The organism is Kitasatospora sp. NPDC056651, assembly GCF_042792155.1.
Lineage (GTDB): Bacteria > Actinomycetota > Actinomycetes > Streptomycetales > Streptomycetaceae > Kitasatospora.
On sequence record NZ_JBHTWX010000017.1, the window covers coordinates 45,014 to 59,312 of the forward strand.

The window sequence follows — 14,299 nt, forward strand, 5'->3', positions numbered from 1 at the left end:
TCGCGGTCGGCCTGCTGGGGCCGGTGGCGGCGCGGGCCCTGGCAGCGGTGCTCGGTGCCCCGGCACGGGCAGTCGCCCCGCGGGCGGGCTGGCTGGCGGAGGCCAACCTGCGCGGCTACGCGGCTCGGTTGTCTGGTCTACGCCGTCGCGGTCCTCTACGCGGGGGTGTTGCTCTCGCTCACCGTGCTGGGCCTGCCCTTCGTGGTGGCCGCGTTGCTCGGGGCGCGCGGGCTCGGCGGTCCGCACCGGTGGCTGGTCGGGCGACTGCTCGGGGAGACGGTGCCCGCTCCGCCGCCGCTGCCGCGCCCGTCCGGGGTGTTCGCCCGGGGTCGGGTGGCGCTGACCGACCCGGTGGCCTGGCGGACGCTGCTCTACCTCCTCCTGCGGCTGCCGCTGGGCGTGTTCGGCTTCCTGGCGGTGGTCGCCCTGCCGCTCGGCAGCGTCTGGCTGGTGGGCTTCCCGCTCTGGGCACGGATGATGGAGCCGGGTCCGAGGTCGATCGGCCTGCTGGACCTGGTCTCGGTCCCGGCCGGCCTCGCGGTACTGGCCGTGGTGCCCGCGGCACTGCGGATACTCAGCGGGACGAACCGTACGCTGGCCCGCGCGCTGCTCGGACCAGCGCGTTCCCAGGAGCGGGTGCGCCAGCTGGAGCACGCCCGGGCCACCCTGCCGGCCGAGAGCACCGACCGGCTGCGGCGCCTGGAACGCGATCTGCACGACGGCACCCAGGCGCAGCTGGTCGCGCTCGCCATCACCCTGTCACTGGCCGACGACGTGCTGGCGGCCGGGCCCCCGGTCGGCCACGCCCCGGTCGGCGACGCCCCGGCGGGCGGCGCTCCTGCCGAGGCGCGGTCCACCGGCCCGGGCGGCCTTGACCTCGGGCGGCTGCGCACCCTGGTCGGCCGGGCCCGTGAGCGGACCGACGCCACCATCACCGGCCTGCGCCGGCTGACCAGGGGCATCCACCCGGTGGCGCTGGACGGCGGGCTGGCCGAGGCGCTGCCGGGGCTGACCGCCACCTCGCCGGTGCCGGTCGAGGTCCGACTGGACCTGCGGGAGCGCCCGGATCACAAGATCGAGCGGGCCGTCTACTTCTGCGTGGCCGAACTGCTGACCAATGTGGCCAAGCACGGCGGGGCCCGGTCGGCGGAGCTGAGCGTGAGCGCGGCCGACGGCAGGGTCCGGCTGACCGTGCGCGACGACGGGCACGGCGGCGCCGCGATCGGTGCCGGCACCGGACTGGCGGGCCTGGCCGAACGGCTCGCGGCGGTGGACGGGCTGCTGTGGGTGGACAGCCCGCCCGGCGGACCGACGCTGGTCGGCGCAGAACTGCCCAGCCGGCTCTGACGGGAGGCCGACGACCGGGAGCGCCGGGGTGGGCTCAGCCGCCGGCTCGGCTGCCGCTCTCCGCGAGATGGGTGAGCACGGCCTTGACCCGTCGGTTGTCGGAGTCGCTCGCGGGCAGCTCGAACTTGGCGAACACCGCCGCCACGTGCTTCTCCACCGCCCGCTCCGACACCACCGGCAGCGAGGCGATCGAACGATTGGAGTGCCCCTGGGCCATCAGCTCCAGCACCTCCCGCTCGCGCGGGGTGAGGGCGCCCACCCGGCTGCGCCGCCCGCCGTGCATCAGGCCGTCGACGATCTCCGGGTCGAGGGCCGTGCCGCCGTCGGCGACCCGGTGCAGGGCGTCCACGAACTCCGAGGTCCGGGCCACCCGTTCCTTGAGCAGATAGCCGATGCCGGCGGCGCCGTCGGCCAGCAGCCGGGCCGCCCAGGCGGTCTCGACGTGCTGGGAGAACACCAGGATGCCGACCTCGGGCAGGGCGGCTCGGATCTCGATCGCGGCCCGGATGCCCTCGTCGGTGTGGCTGGGCGGCATCCGGATGTCCACCACGGCCACGTCGGGCCGGTGCTCGGTGACGGCGGCGATCAGCTCGGACGCCGTCCCGGCGGTGGCGGCCACCACGCACCCACGGGCGGTGAGGAGTTCGACCATGCCGTCCCGGAGGATCACCGAGTCCTCGGCGAGGACGACGCGGAGCTGCTTGTCGATCATGCCGCCATTATCCGGGGCCGTCGCGGACCGGGGGTACGGACCGGGGCACGACCCGGGGCGCGGCTCGGAAGATCTTCAGTTCAGACTGGACAGTTCAGACTGATGAAATTACCGTGGAGCCGTGACCGAGAAGCGAACCGCCCGTGCCACCGCGCGTGACACCGCTGCCGCAACCGCCGCAACCGCCGTGACGACCGCGACCACCGCAGATTCCGTGCACCCCGCCGTTCCCGACACCGCCGCGCTGGCCGCTCGTGAACTGCGCGCCGTCTACAGCCGGTTGCGCCGCACGCTCCGGGAGGCCAGCGGCAGCACCAGTGACCTGACCCCCTCCCAGACCGCCGTACTCAGCCGGCTGATCAACGACGGGCCGGCCTCGGCCAGTGCGCTGGCAGCCGCCGAGCGGGTCCGCCCGCAGTCGATGGCCGCCACCGTCGCCGCGCTCGAACAACAGGGCCTGGTAGGACGCCGCCCCGACCCGGAGGACGGCCGCCGCCAGGTGGTCAGCCTCACCGAAGCCGGACTGGCCTACGTCGCGGACCGCCGACAGGCCCGTCAGGGGTGGCTGACCCAGGCCATGGCCGACCGCTACACCGAGGCCGAGCGTGCCACCGTGCTGGAGGCGTTGGCTCTGATGGACCGGCTGAACCAGTGAGACCGGGTCCGGGTGTCCGACTGGCGATGTTCCGGACGGGCCGGCACCGGCCCGCGCCGGACGGCGGGTTCGACCGCCGACTGATCGCACCGATGGTGCTCGGTTCGGTGCTCAACCCGATCAACTCCTCGATGATCGCCGTGGCCCTGGTCCCGGTGGGCGCCGCCTTCGGTGCGCCGCCCGCCGAGACCGCCTGGCTGGTCACCGCGCTCTACCTGGCCACCGCCGTTGGCCAGCCGGTGATCGGGCGGCTGGTCGACACCTACGGTCCGCGTCGGCTCTACCTCACCGGGACGGCCCTGGTCGGGACCGCCGGTCTGCTCGGCGCGCTGGCCCCGTCGCTCGGGCTGCTGATCGCCGCGCGGGTGCTGCTCGGGCTGGGCACCTCCGCGGCGTACCCCGCCGCGATGCACCTGACCCGCAGCGAGGCCGAGCGGACGGGACAGTCCAGCCCCACCGGGGTGCTGACGGTGCTGGCAGTCGCCAACCAGACCGTCGCGGTGGTCGGCCCCACCCTCGGTGGCCTGCTGATCGGCATGGGCGGCTGGCGGACGGTCTTCGCCGTCAACGTCCCGCTGTCGCTGGCCTGCCTGGTGCTCGGCACGGTCCGCCTGCCCGTCGCCGAGGGACGCCACGGCCGACCCGGCCGACTTGGTCGACCCGGGCGGTCCGGACGGTCCGGACGGTCCGAGCCCACCGGCAGCCCCGCCGGCACCGGCAGCCCCGACGGCACCGGCCGCTCCGACCGGCTGGACCACGCCGGGATCGCGCTCTTCGCGGTGCTCCTGCTCGCCCTGATGCTCTTCCTGATGAAGCCCGACCCCGCGCGCTGGTACCTGCCGCTGCTCGCCGCGCTGGCGGCGGCGGGCTTCGCGGTCCGCGAGCGGCGGGCCCGTACGCCCTTCATCGACCTTCGGGCGCTCGCCGGAAACCGACCGCTGATCGCCACTTATCTGCGTCAACTCCTCGGCTGCACCGCCATCTACGCCTTCCTCTACGGCTACACCCAGTGGTTGGAAGAGGGGCGCGGCCTGTCGGCCACCGCCACCGGTCTGGTCCTCCTGCCGCTCTCGCTGACCGCCCTCACGGTCGCCGGCGCGACCGGCCGCCGCCCTGCTGTGCGCGGCAAGCTGCTGGTCGGGTCCGGCTGCCAGGTCGCCGCCTGCGCCGCCCTGCTGCTGGTGCACGCGGCCAGCCCGGGTGTGCTGCTGGTCGCCGTCGGCGTCCTGGCGGGCGTCTCGCAGGGACTGATCGGGCTCGGCACCCAGACCGCCCTCTACCACCAGGCGGACCAGGCCGCCATCGCCTCGGCGGCCGGACTGCTGCGCACCTTCATGTACCTCGGCGCCATGGCGGCTTCGGCCGCGACCGCCGCCTTCTTCCCGCACGGAGCCACCACGGGCGGTCTGCACCACCTCGCGCTGTTCATGCTCGGCGGCGCGGCCCTGCTCTTCCTCCTCACGCTTCCCGACCGCTCACTCAGCCGGCTGGGAACACCACCGCAGCAGGGGTGATGACGGTCGTTCAGCTGTCCCGGGAGTTCCCGGTGGGCTCGCCGCGCCAGGGTCGCAGGCCCGGGGAGAGTTCGGCCACCTCGGTCGGATAGGCGTCCCGGACCCCCTTGAGCATCGCGCGCTGCTGGTCCAGCCAACCCGGCGCGGGGGAGAGGGCGACCCGGAGCATGACGCCCGACTCCTCCGTGTCGGAGACGGTCACCCAGAGGCCGCCCGGCCGACCGGGTTCGATCCGCAGCTCCGGTCCGTGTTCCTCGTCCAGCCACCGGACCGCGGATCCGCGCTCGAGTCGCTCCAAGGCTCTTTCCCAGTGGCCGAGATGCCGTTCGGTCACCAGCGTGACGAAGTGCCCGCGCACCGAGTCGGCGGTGACGGTGATCTCGCAGTCCAGCCAGTCGTGTCCGAGCGGGGAGCCCGGCGCGTGCCGTCCGAGCACCCGCACCCGGACGCTGCGGCCGCCTGTCCGTCCGTCGCAGCCGTGGGTGTCGTCGGTGCCGGGGCGGTCGGTCAGCCTGATCAACTCGTTCTTCTGCGAAGAGACTTCGCTCACGGCGCGCTCCTGTGGGCGGCGGGTCCAGGGCTGACATCCTCGCGCAGGTGTTCGCCTCGGTGCCAGCCCGGGGTCGGTGCGTTCCGGCCGTGGCGGGTTCGGTGGGAACCGGTCCGAGTCGGGCGTCTTCCCGGTGGTACGCCGTCGGCACAGGGACCTCCCGCCCGCACGCTGACCTCCCGCCTGCACGGGACCGGCCCGCCCTTACGGGAACGGACCGCACGCACGGGTCCGGCGCGCCCGCACGGGAACGGCCCGCCGGACCGGGAGGGTCGGGGCGGGCCGTTCGGGCACGGCGGCGGGCGAGGGCCGGCGCTTCGGGGCGCGTGGGCCGCTCGGGCCGCACCGGCTGCCCGCTCGGTGCGGTGGCCTTGTCGCGTCAGCGGTGGTCCGGGTGGCCGGTGAGCACGGTGGTGAAGATCGGCTGGCCGTGCTGGTGGCCGGTCACGGTGGTGGTGAGGGCGTCCTGGTCCTCGCCGGGTGTCTGCCGGGCGGTGATCATGGTGGGCGCGTCGTGCTCGGCGTACTGGTGGAAGGTGGTGGCCGCGGCGGTCGGCGTGACGGTGACCGGGCTGCTCAGCGCGTTGGCCGCCTGCCGGGCCGCTTCCAGCAGCACCATGCCGGGGATGTGGTCGTTGGCGTGGTCGAAGAGGATCGGGTGCCAGAAGTCGGGGGTGAGGTGCCAGCTGCCGGGGGCGTCCGCCGGGGTCAGCACGACGTCGCACGGGCGGAGCCGGCCGACCCGGGCCGGCGGGAGCGGCTCGGAGGTCACGGCGGACGCCGACGGGAGCCCGGCATCGTGGCGTCCCCGGCGCAGCCGCTGGTAGGTGGAGTCCGGGATGGTGGTGAAGCGGGCGCATCCGGTGGCGGCCAGGTGCGGGCCCCGGCGGACGACGGTTTCGAGCGTGAAGTCGACCGTGGTGCGGATGCGGCGCGGCTGGGCGAGGAGCTGGACCTCCAGTGTGAGGTCGGTCGGCGCCGCGCCGATCAGCAGCTGGTTGGGGAGGGTGGTGTAGTCCAGGTTCCACATCATGAACTTGTGGTCGAGCGGTATGCCGAAGCGGGTGTGGGCGAGGTAGATCCCGGCTTGGCGGATCGTTTCAGCAGCCTGGAGCGGGTCGTGCCCGGTGCCGTCGGGTGTGCTGAAGAAGGTGTGCGCCCGCGGCCACTGCGCGGTGACGGCGAAGGTGGTGTCGTTCAGCTGCTCGCTGCCGGTGAGGAAGACCTCGGCGTGGCAGGCCCGGTGGACGTACTCCTTGGCAACGGTGCTGGTCAGGCGGGGTGCCGGGGCTGCGATCGGGGCCGGGCCGGGGGCTGCCCCGGCAAGTGTCCCGGAGTCCGCGTCGATGGCGGGGGCGGAGGCAGGCGTGCGGAAGGCAAGCAGAGTCATGGGGAGCGCTCCGAAAGGGCCGTGATGGGCGGGATGGGCTGCTCAGGGCTCGTAAGATACGTACCTACCGGTTTGGTTTTCAAGGAGCCAGAACAAAGGTTCGTCGTCGGCTGAAGGCGGCCGGATGGCCGTTCCGGGTGAGCGCCGGCCGCCACCCGGGGATCGCGTTCAGGTCTCAAACCTTCTTGAGCTGGGGGAACGCTGACGGGCTGATTTGGCAGGTTCATTGCTATTGAAGGGTGCTTCGTTGGCGTATCGACCGAAAGTGAGAACGGTAGCTCCGGTTGCGCGGGTCGGAGGAAGGGTGGTGGCCACCCGGGCTTTCCATACCGTCCATGCGGTTTTAGTCCGCTTGAGAACGACGCTATGTGACCTCCGACCCAGGATCGAGGCGGGGGGTGGCGGGTAAGATACGGGGTGTTTGGTTTTGTTTGCCGGGGCGTTTCGGGTGGGGTGGTTGCGGTGGCGAGGCAGGAGCGGGCGATCCGAACGCGTCGGCTGATTCTGGAGGCGGCGGCGTCGGTCTTCGACGAGTACGGGTACGAGGGGGCGACGATCGGCGAGGTCGTGGCCCGGGCCGGGGTGACCCGCGGCGCGGTGTACTTCCACTTCGCGTCCAAGCGGGAGCTCGCCCAGGGAATCGTGGAGGAGCAGTTCGGGAGGGATGAGATCCCCGAACGGCACTGCAGGCTGCAGGAGTTCGTGGACCTCGGCATGGTGGTCGCCCATCTCATGCCGCGGGACCCGGTGTTGAGTGCCGGTGCGCGGCTCTCGCTCGGCCAGGACGTGTTCGGCGACTTCAGCGGCGGTGCGGCGCCCGGCTGGATCCAGCGGTCCGAGAGCGTGCTGGAGATGGCCGGCCGCCGCGGTGAACTGCTGCCCCAGGTGGTGCCCGCCGAGACGGCGTGGCTGGTCACCGGGGCCTGGACGGGCGTGCAGATCCAGTCCCAGAAGATGTCCGGCCGGGCGGATCTGGAGCGCCGGGTGGCCGTGCTGTATCAGCACCTGATGCCGAGCATCGCGGTGCCGGGGGTGCTGGCCACGCTCGACCTGGGAGTCGACCGGGGCGGCCGGGTGGTCGCCGAGCTGGCGGCGGCCCGGAGGGCGCGCGCGGACCGGGCTGACGAGGGCGGGAGCGAGGTGGGCGGGGTCGGCGCGGATGAGGTCGCCTCGTCCTGAGTCGGGCGGTCGTGCCGTTCCCTTCCGGATTGCTCCGCGCAAAAACAAACAGCGCGTTCGGTTTTGTATTGACAAACCGTCTGTCCTGTTTTTGGATAGGGGTCGGGTGCTCGACCGACCTTCCAGCGGACCTGCGCGGACGGTGAGCAGCGGAGCACCCGCCCGGCCGGCGGCCGTCGGGGCCGTCGATCCGTCTGGATGTGGGGTGGTTCTCGTGGAGATCCGGATGCTGGGGGCCTTGGGGGTCCGACTGTGCGGGGTGTCAGTGGTGCCGTCGGCGCCGAAACCGCGACAGGTGCTCGCCCTGCTGGCCTTACGTGCCGACCAGGTCGTACCGGCGGGCGTGCTCGCCGAGGAGCTGTGGTCCGGCCGTCCGCCGCGCAGCGCCCGTACCACCGTACAGACCTATGTGCTGCAACTGCGTGACCTCATCGACCGGGCGCTCGCCCAGGGGGGCGGCGGCCCGGGAGCCTCCTGCGCGAAGGACGTCCTGGTCACCTCGGCCGGCGGCTACATGTTGAACAGTGGTGGTGGACTGGTCGACCTCCAGGAGTTCGACCGGCTCGCGGGGCAGGGCTACCGGGCCATGGACGCCGGTGACTTCCCGCTCGCCGCCCGCCAGTTGGGCGAGGCGCTTGCGCTGTGGCGCGGCCAGGCCTTCGCGGACGTCCCAGTCGGCGGCCAACTCGCCCTGGAGGCCAGGCGATTGGAGGAGACCAGGCTCTGTGCGCTGGACCAGCGGATCGAGGCCGACCTGCGGCTCGGCCGGCACCGGGTGCTGCTCGCCGAACTCACCGTCCTGGTCGACCGCTACCGCACCCACGAGAGCCTGCACGGCCAGTACATGATCGCCCTGCACCGGTCCGGTCGCCGGGGCGAGGCACTGGAGGCGTACCAGCGCCTGCGCAACACCCTGGTACGGGAGTTGGGCATGGAGCCGTCGGCCGCGCTGCGGCGGCTCCAGCGCTCCATCCTGCTGGCCGCCCCCGAACGGCCGGAGCAGGACCAGCCGGGCACGCTCACCGACGGTCCCGCCGCCCGCGCCGCCGCCCGCCTCACCAGGGTCGGCTGAGCCGGGGCGCTCACCCCGGGGCGCTCACCCCGGGGCGGTGTGAGCGCAGAGGTGCGGCCGGGAGGCGGCGGCGGACCCCGGTGGCCGCTCGGCGGCGCCGCGGGTGGTTCCTGCCGTCAAGTCGCTTTGCCGGCAGGCTTCCCGGGGCCAGTGGGGCCTGTCGGGCCCATCGGGCCCATCGGGCCCTTTGGGTCGATGGGGCCCGTGAGGTGTGCAAGGCCCGCGGGGCTCGCGGGACGCAGCACCAGGTAGCCGTCCAGGCGGGCCGAGGCGGCGAGCATCGCCAGGCCCCGGGCGGTGAGGCGCCGCTGCCACCCGTCGAGGGTGCCGGCCAGTTCGCCGGTGCCGCCCGCCGTGCGGATCTGCCGCAGCACGGTGGCGATGTGGTCCAGCAGGTAGCCGCCCCGGCGGAGCAGGTGGGCGAGTTCGGCGTCGCGGACATCGGCCGGCAGGTAGCGGCGGTGTCCGGTGGTGCGGTCCCGGGCGGGAGCGAGGATGCCCGCGGCCTCCCACGTGCGCAGGGTCGCGGGGGTGACGCCGAGCCGGTGCGCGACCTCGCCGACCGTCCGGGCGCCGGGCAAGGCGGGCAGGCCGGTCCCGGTGACGCCCCCGGCGAGGTGGCCGACGGCTGCGCGGACGGCGGCGAGGGTCTCCCGGTCGCGCAGCAACTGGGCGTGGCCCCGGTCGAGTTCGGTGAGGGCTTCGTCCAGCCGGTCGGCGTGGAGGGCGGTCATGACCGAGCCGGCGGTCGCGTGCCCGTACGCGGTGACGAGGGCGAGGTAGGCGCGCAGGGCGGCCGCGTGCGACTCGGTGTAGATCCGGTAACCGGTCGGCGTGCGTTCGGCGGGCGGGAGGCAGCCGTCGCGCTCGTAGTTGCGGATCGCCTGGGTGGAGATGCCGTGCTCGCGCGCGAGGTCGGCAGGGCGCATGGTCGTCTCCCGATCCGGTCCGCTGTCGCCTCTCGTCCAGGGGTGTTTGAGGCTTTCGGCGGAGACTGGGTGGTGAGAATGGGGCAAAGTCTCAACCGTTCGTTCAAGGATACGCTTGAGGTCCATGAACCAGGACATGGATGACTTCGTCACCCCGGAGTGTGAGCTGCTGGGCCTGGGCGAGCCGACGCACCAGGAACCGGCCTTCGGGTGGGTCCGCAACGAGCTGTTCGCCAGGCTGGCCGTCGACCGGGGCTTCCGGTCGATCGCCCTGGAGACCGACCGGGTGGCCGCGTTCGCGGTGGACGCCTACGTCAGGGAAGGGGTCGGCACCTTCGAGTCGGTGATGGCGGAGGGCTTCACCCACGGTTTTGGAGGCCTCGCGCCCAACCGTCGACTCGTCGCCTGGATGCGGGAGTTCAACCGGGAGCGGCCGCCCGGTGAGCGGCTGGCCTTCCACGGCTTCGACATCCCGACCGAGACCACCAGCGCCCCCAGCCCGCGCTCCTACCTCCAAGGCGCCCGCGACTACCTGGGCCTCGACCTCGACCTCGACCTCGGCCTCAATCTCGCCGCGGTGGCGGACGAGGACGAGCGCTGGAGCCGGGAGGAGTCGGTGATGGACCCGGCCCGGTCGCCGGGCGGTACCGCCGACGCCGTGCGGCTGCGCTGCATCGCCGACGATCTCCTCCTCCAACTCCACATGCGGGCACCGCGATTGATCGCCTCGACCTCGCTCGCCGAATGGTACGCGGCCCGCACCCGGCTGGCCGCCGGGATCGGCCTGCTGCGCTACCACGCGCAGTCGGCGGTGCCGGGGCTCAGCCAGGGCGCCCGGGTCGGCGCCCTGAGCGGTGTGCGCGACGCCCTGATGGCACAGAACCTCCTCGACATCCGCGAGATCGAGGAGCGGCGCGGACCGACCCTGCTCTTCACCCACAACCTGCACGCGCAGCGCAACCCCAGCTCCTGGACGCTGGGCGACCTGCACTGCGAGTGGACCAGCGCGGGCCACATCGTCGGTGCGCTGCTGGGCGAACGGTACGCCTTCGTCGCCGGGAGCCTGGGACGCAGCGAGGCGATCGGACTGGCCGAGCCGGCTCCCGGGACGTACGAGGGCCATCTGCGACGAAGCGGTGGGATCTGGGCGTTGACGGCTCCGGATGTTCCGGCCGAGGCCCGTGCCCGCACCGACACCGTCCCGCGGCAGGGCTACTTCCCGCTCGACCGGGAGATCCTCGACGGCGCGGTCGCGCTGCTGCACATCGCCGACGGCGCGGTGGTGCCGGCCGGGGACTGAGTGGCCGCGGACTGAGCGGCCGGGGGCTGAGCGGCCGCCGGTCCTGGGTAGGCCTGCCGCAGGTGGGTGAGCAGGGCGGCGGCGGCTGGTGCCGAGGCGGACCGTCCGGCCGGCCAGGCCAGCGCGATCCGGACCCGAGGGACGGGCCCGGTGAGCGGGCGGACCCGTAGACCGGGCACCGGGCCCGGGTCCGGCAGCACGGCCACGCCCATTCCGTGCGCGGCGAGTTCGGCCAGCTGCGGTGGCGCGGCCGCCTCGACACCGATCACCGGGTCGACGCCGGCCTCGGCCAGCGCCTCCTCCAGCGCGGTCCGCATCCCGGTGCCGCGCGGGGTGCTCACCAGGGCGTGCCCGGCGAGCGCCGTGACCGGGAGCGGCCCCTGGCCGGAGCAGTCGCCTCGACCGGTGCCGTCGCCAGGGTCGCCACCGGAGTCCGGACCACCGCTGGAGTCCGGACCACCGCTGGAGTCCGGGCCGCCCGCGAGCGGATGCCGTTCGGCGCAGGCCGCGACCAGCGGGACCTCCAGCACGGTGTGCAGGACGAGTCCGGCCAGGGTCGACCAGCCGTCGTCGTCCTCCCGTCCGCTCGCGGGGACGGGCAGGCCGACGACGGCGAGGTCCAGCCGTCCGTCGCGCAGCGCGGCGAGCATTCCCGCGCTGGTGTCCTCGGCGAGTGAGAAGTCGATGCCGGGGTGCGACCGGCGGAACGCGGCCAGCGTGGTGGCGAGCCCGGGAAGGGAGCCCGGTCCGGACGGCGGGGTCAGCGCCGCCCCGGCGACCATGCCCAGCCGCACGTGTCCGCTCCGCAGCCCGTCGAACTCCTGTGCCGCCCGGCGGGCCGCGGTCGCGGCGGCGAGCGCCGCCCGGGCGTGCGGCAGCACCGCCTCGCCGGCCGGGGTGAGCCGCACCGTACGGCCCGAGCGGTCGAGCAGCGGGTGTCCCAGCTCCCGCTCCAACTGCCGGATCTGGGAGCTGACCCCGGGCTGGGTCAGGTGCAGTAGCTGGGCGGCCCGGGTGAAGCTGCCGTGCTGGGCGATGGTGACGAAGTACCGGAGCTGCCGCAGTTCCATAACTCCTGATCATAAGTGGCAGAACTTCCCGGTCTTGGACGGGCCCGAGGATCCGGCCGCAGGCTGGACGTATGAAGACCGCGCCGCAGAACCAGGACACCGGGCAGCTCCGGGACACCCCGCGGATCGAGTGGATCCGCGAGCAGATCGCGGCCGAGCGCCGCGAACTCGCCGGAGTGTTCACCGGTCTCACCGCGGAACAGTGGAACTCGCCCTCGCTGTGCGGCGGTTGGCGGGTGCGCGAGGTGGCCGCGCACATGAGCACCGGCTTCCGGCATTCGACGGCCCGGACGGTCCTCGAACTCGCCCGCTCCGGCGGCAGGATCCACCACATGGCCGACCGGATCGCCCGCCGCGACGCCGTCGCCATGACCGAGCACGAACTCGCCGCCGCGATGGCCGACCACGCCGACCACCCCTGGCGCCCGCCCGTCGGGGGCCGGATCGCGGCCCTCGCCCACGACGCCGTCCACGGCCTCGACATCACCGTGGCACTCGGCCTGCCCACGCGACTCCCGCTGCCCCGTACGACGGCCCTGCTGGCCACCGTCACACCGCGCACGCTGCGGTTCTTCGGCGCACGGGTCGACGGGGTGCGTCTGGAGGCGACGGACACCGGGTGGTCCCACGGACAGGGTGAGCTCACCGTGGCGGGGCGGGCGGAGCACCTGCTGCTGGTGGCGTACGGGCGCCGGCTGCCGGAGGGGCTGCTGGCCGGATCCGGCGCGGGGCGGTTCACGGCGGGGTGACGGAGGGGGTGGGTCAGTGGTCGGGGGTCGCGCCGAGCTCCGGCCATCCGACGCGCGGGTCGTCGTCGGGGCTGACGTGGGAACCCTGGCCGATCCTCGGGGCCGGGGTGTGGCCGTAGCCGTCGTCGGCGAGGTACGGGCAGGTGGCGAACACGGACAGCGGGTCCTCCTCGGGGAAGCGGGAACGGGGCGGCGGAATCCTGCGAGCGGGCCCCGGCCGCCGTCATGCGGGTGGCGGGGGCCCGTGGCTACGATCGGAAGAGGTCCTTCCGGATGGTGGTGGAGACGGGAAGCCAGGTCGCCGATGGCCCCGAGGTCCGAGCAGTGGCCGCCGTACGTGCGGGCCGCGCCGTGGTTGCTGACCGTCGGCGGGCTGGTGTGGAACGCGCTGGACCCGGCCGACTACTGGGGCGATCCGATGCTGGCGGCCGCCGCCGTGCTGGCGGGGGCACTGCTGTCGCTGCGGGACACCGTGGCGGTGGCGGTGGCCAATGTGCTCGGCATCCTGCTGCTGTCCGCCCGGGACGGGTCGATCGGGACCGGCGCCGGGTTCCTGGAGCTGGCGAACACGGCGTTCGCGGCGCTGCTCGGGATCGGGGTGAACCGGGTGGTGGCCCGGCACGGGCGGCGGCTGGAACGGGTGCGGTCGGTGGCCGAGGCGGCGCAGCGGGCGGTGCTGCCCGAGCCGCCCGCAAGGGTGGGACGGCTCTCGGTCGCGGCGGACTACCGGGCCGCCCAGGACGAGGCGCTGATCGGCGGGGACGCGTACGCGTTGCAGGCCACGCCGTACGGCGTGCGCGGGCTGATCGCCGACGTCCGGGGCAAGGGACTGCACGCCGTCGGGGCGGTCTCGGTGCTGCTGGGCGCCTTCCGCGAGGACTCCCACCGGATGCCGGACCTGGCCGGGCTCGCGGACGCGTTGGAGGACTCGCTGCTGCGGGAGGTCGAGCGGATGAGCGAGGAACTGCGGCTGGAGGGGTTCATCACCGCCCTGCTGGTGGAGTTCCCGCCGGGGGAGGAGAGCGTGCGCACGCTCGACTGCGGGCACCCCGGCCCGTACCTGCTGGGTCCGTACCCGCGGGACGGTGGCGGCGGGCCCCCGGTGCGCCGGCTGGACGCGGCGGACCCGGGGCTGCCACTGGGGATGGGCGGGCTGGGGGTGGCGCGCCCGGCGCCGGAGAGCCGCCCGTTCCCGCCCGGGTGCACGCTCCTGCTGGTGACCGACGGGGTGACCGAGGCCCGGGACGCGGCGGGGGAGTTCTACGACCCGGTGCGCGGGCTGACCCCGCTGGGGCCGTTCGCCGGGCCGGGGGAGGTGCTGGACGCGCTGGTGGCGGACGTCGAGCGGTGGACCGGCGGGCCCCGGGACGACGACATGGCGGTGCTCGCGATCACCCACCGGGCCGACGGTGAGCGGTCGGCCGGCTGACCACGGGCGGCCGGCGCACGGGGGGTGGACCGGCCGGTCCGTACCGGCCCCCGAAGCCGGTCGCCGACCCGTTCGACAGCCGGTCGCCGACCCGTTCGACGGCTCGCCCCGGTCACGCCGGTATCACGATGAGGTGACGGTGGGGTCGTGCTCCACGGGATCCGGCCAAGTTGAGGATCGTCGTCCGGTGGCCGGAAAGACGACGTCCGAATAGCGGACGGCGATCTGGACCGGTGGGATCGTGGGTGCGCGGAGCGTCCGTCGGCCGGTGTCACCTCGGTCGACGGGAGGTGCGGGTGGGGCGGCGGCTCCACGAGCGGCCGCGAGCGGCGCGCGAGGGCGGCCCCGGGGAGTGGCGGGATTCGGCCGACCTGCGGTCCGTCCGGAAAACGGACCCGGTGCT

Annotated in this window: 14 protein-coding genes; 8 read left to right on the plus strand and 6 right to left on the minus strand. The window is 73.9% G+C overall.

Annotation, left to right across the window (positions count from 1 at the left end; genetic code table 11):
• Positions 1 to 168: 168 nt before the first annotated feature.
• Positions 169 to 1,347 (plus strand): sensor histidine kinase, encoded by a 1,179-nt coding sequence (locus ACFRAR_RS09865; RefSeq protein ID WP_380696721.1) that lies wholly within the window; start codon positions 169 to 171, stop codon positions 1,345 to 1,347.
• Positions 1,348 to 1,381: 34 nt separating this feature from the next.
• Here the strand turns inward: ACFRAR_RS09865 and ACFRAR_RS09870 are convergent, their stop codons facing one another.
• Complete coding sequence (locus ACFRAR_RS09870; protein ID WP_380696723.1) at positions 1,382 to 2,059, minus strand: response regulator; 678 nt, start codon at positions 2,057 to 2,059, stop codon at positions 1,382 to 1,384.
• A 121-nt stretch (positions 2,060 to 2,180) separates the two neighbouring features.
• Here ACFRAR_RS09870 and ACFRAR_RS09875 point away from each other — a divergent pair, with 121 nt between their 5' ends.
• Together ACFRAR_RS09875 and ACFRAR_RS09880 are read left to right on the plus strand one after the other, a co-directional pair.
• Positions 2,181 to 2,714 carry a MarR family winged helix-turn-helix transcriptional regulator gene (locus ACFRAR_RS09875; RefSeq protein WP_380696725.1) on the plus strand — a complete coding sequence of 178 codons (534 nt, stop codon included), beginning with the start codon at positions 2,181 to 2,183 and terminating at the stop codon, positions 2,712 to 2,714.
• A 26-nt stretch (positions 2,715 to 2,740) separates the two neighbouring features.
• On the plus strand, positions 2,741 to 4,228 hold the full coding sequence (locus ACFRAR_RS09880; RefSeq protein WP_380696727.1) for an MFS transporter: 1,488 nt from the start codon (positions 2,741 to 2,743) through the stop codon (positions 4,226 to 4,228).
• A gap of 10 nt (positions 4,229 to 4,238) precedes the next feature.
• On the opposite strand, the gene ACFRAR_RS09885 is transcribed toward ACFRAR_RS09880, so the two are convergent.
• Positions 4,239 to 4,778, minus strand: a complete 540-nt coding sequence (locus ACFRAR_RS09885; RefSeq protein ID WP_380696729.1) for a DUF5959 family protein — start codon at positions 4,776 to 4,778, stop codon at positions 4,239 to 4,241.
• Between the two features lie 379 nt (positions 4,779 to 5,157).
• Positions 5,158 to 6,168, minus strand: a complete 1,011-nt coding sequence (locus tag ACFRAR_RS09890; protein ID WP_380696731.1) for a ScbA/BarX family gamma-butyrolactone biosynthesis protein — start codon at positions 6,166 to 6,168, stop codon at positions 5,158 to 5,160.
• A gap of 462 nt (positions 6,169 to 6,630) precedes the next feature.
• On the opposite strand from ACFRAR_RS09890, the gene ACFRAR_RS09895 reads away from it, so the two are divergent.
• Positions 6,631 to 7,347: a ScbR family autoregulator-binding transcription factor gene (locus ACFRAR_RS09895; protein ID WP_380696733.1), complete on the plus strand. Its 717-nt coding sequence runs from the start codon at positions 6,631 to 6,633 to the stop codon at positions 7,345 to 7,347.
• Between the two features lie 214 nt (positions 7,348 to 7,561).
• Complete coding sequence (locus ACFRAR_RS09900) at positions 7,562 to 8,419, plus strand: BTAD domain-containing putative transcriptional regulator (protein ID WP_380696735.1); 858 nt, start codon at positions 7,562 to 7,564, stop codon at positions 8,417 to 8,419.
• 116 nt (positions 8,420 to 8,535) lie between these two features.
• Here ACFRAR_RS09900 and ACFRAR_RS09905 read toward each other — a convergent pair whose 3' ends face one another.
• The gene (locus ACFRAR_RS09905; RefSeq protein ID WP_380696737.1) at positions 8,536 to 9,348 is read right to left on the minus strand and encodes a MerR family transcriptional regulator; all 813 of its coding nucleotides are present in this window, start codon (positions 9,346 to 9,348) and stop codon (positions 8,536 to 8,538) included.
• Positions 9,349 to 9,472: 124 nt separating this feature from the next.
• Between ACFRAR_RS09905 and ACFRAR_RS09910 the strand changes: the two genes are divergently transcribed.
• Positions 9,473 to 10,648 carry an erythromycin esterase family protein gene (locus ACFRAR_RS09910; protein WP_380696739.1) on the plus strand — a complete coding sequence of 392 codons (1,176 nt, stop codon included), beginning with the start codon at positions 9,473 to 9,475 and terminating at the stop codon, positions 10,646 to 10,648.
• Here ACFRAR_RS09910 and ACFRAR_RS09915 read toward each other — a convergent pair.
• Positions 10,561 to 11,718 carry a LysR family transcriptional regulator gene (locus ACFRAR_RS09915; protein WP_380696741.1) on the minus strand — a complete coding sequence of 386 codons (1,158 nt, stop codon included), beginning with the start codon at positions 11,716 to 11,718 and terminating at the stop codon, positions 10,561 to 10,563. The two genes, ACFRAR_RS09910 and ACFRAR_RS09915, sit on opposite strands and share 88 nt — an antisense overlap.
• A 71-nt stretch (positions 11,719 to 11,789) precedes the next feature.
• On the opposite strand from ACFRAR_RS09915, the gene ACFRAR_RS09920 reads away from it, so the two are divergent.
• On the plus strand, positions 11,790 to 12,467 hold the full coding sequence (locus ACFRAR_RS09920; protein WP_380696743.1) for a maleylpyruvate isomerase family mycothiol-dependent enzyme: 678 nt from the start codon (positions 11,790 to 11,792) through the stop codon (positions 12,465 to 12,467).
• Between the two features lie 13 nt (positions 12,468 to 12,480).
• On the opposite strand, the gene ACFRAR_RS09925 is transcribed toward ACFRAR_RS09920, so the two are convergent.
• On the minus strand, positions 12,481 to 12,621 hold the full coding sequence (locus ACFRAR_RS09925) for a hypothetical protein (RefSeq protein WP_380696745.1): 141 nt from the start codon (positions 12,619 to 12,621) through the stop codon (positions 12,481 to 12,483).
• A 150-nt stretch (positions 12,622 to 12,771) separates the two neighbouring features.
• Here ACFRAR_RS09925 and ACFRAR_RS09930 point away from each other — a divergent pair, with 150 nt between their 5' ends.
• A complete protein-coding gene (locus ACFRAR_RS09930; RefSeq protein ID WP_380696747.1) occupies positions 12,772 to 13,896 on the plus strand; it encodes a PP2C family protein-serine/threonine phosphatase in 1,125 nt (374 codons plus the stop codon).
• Positions 13,897 to 14,299: the final 403 nt, after the last annotated feature.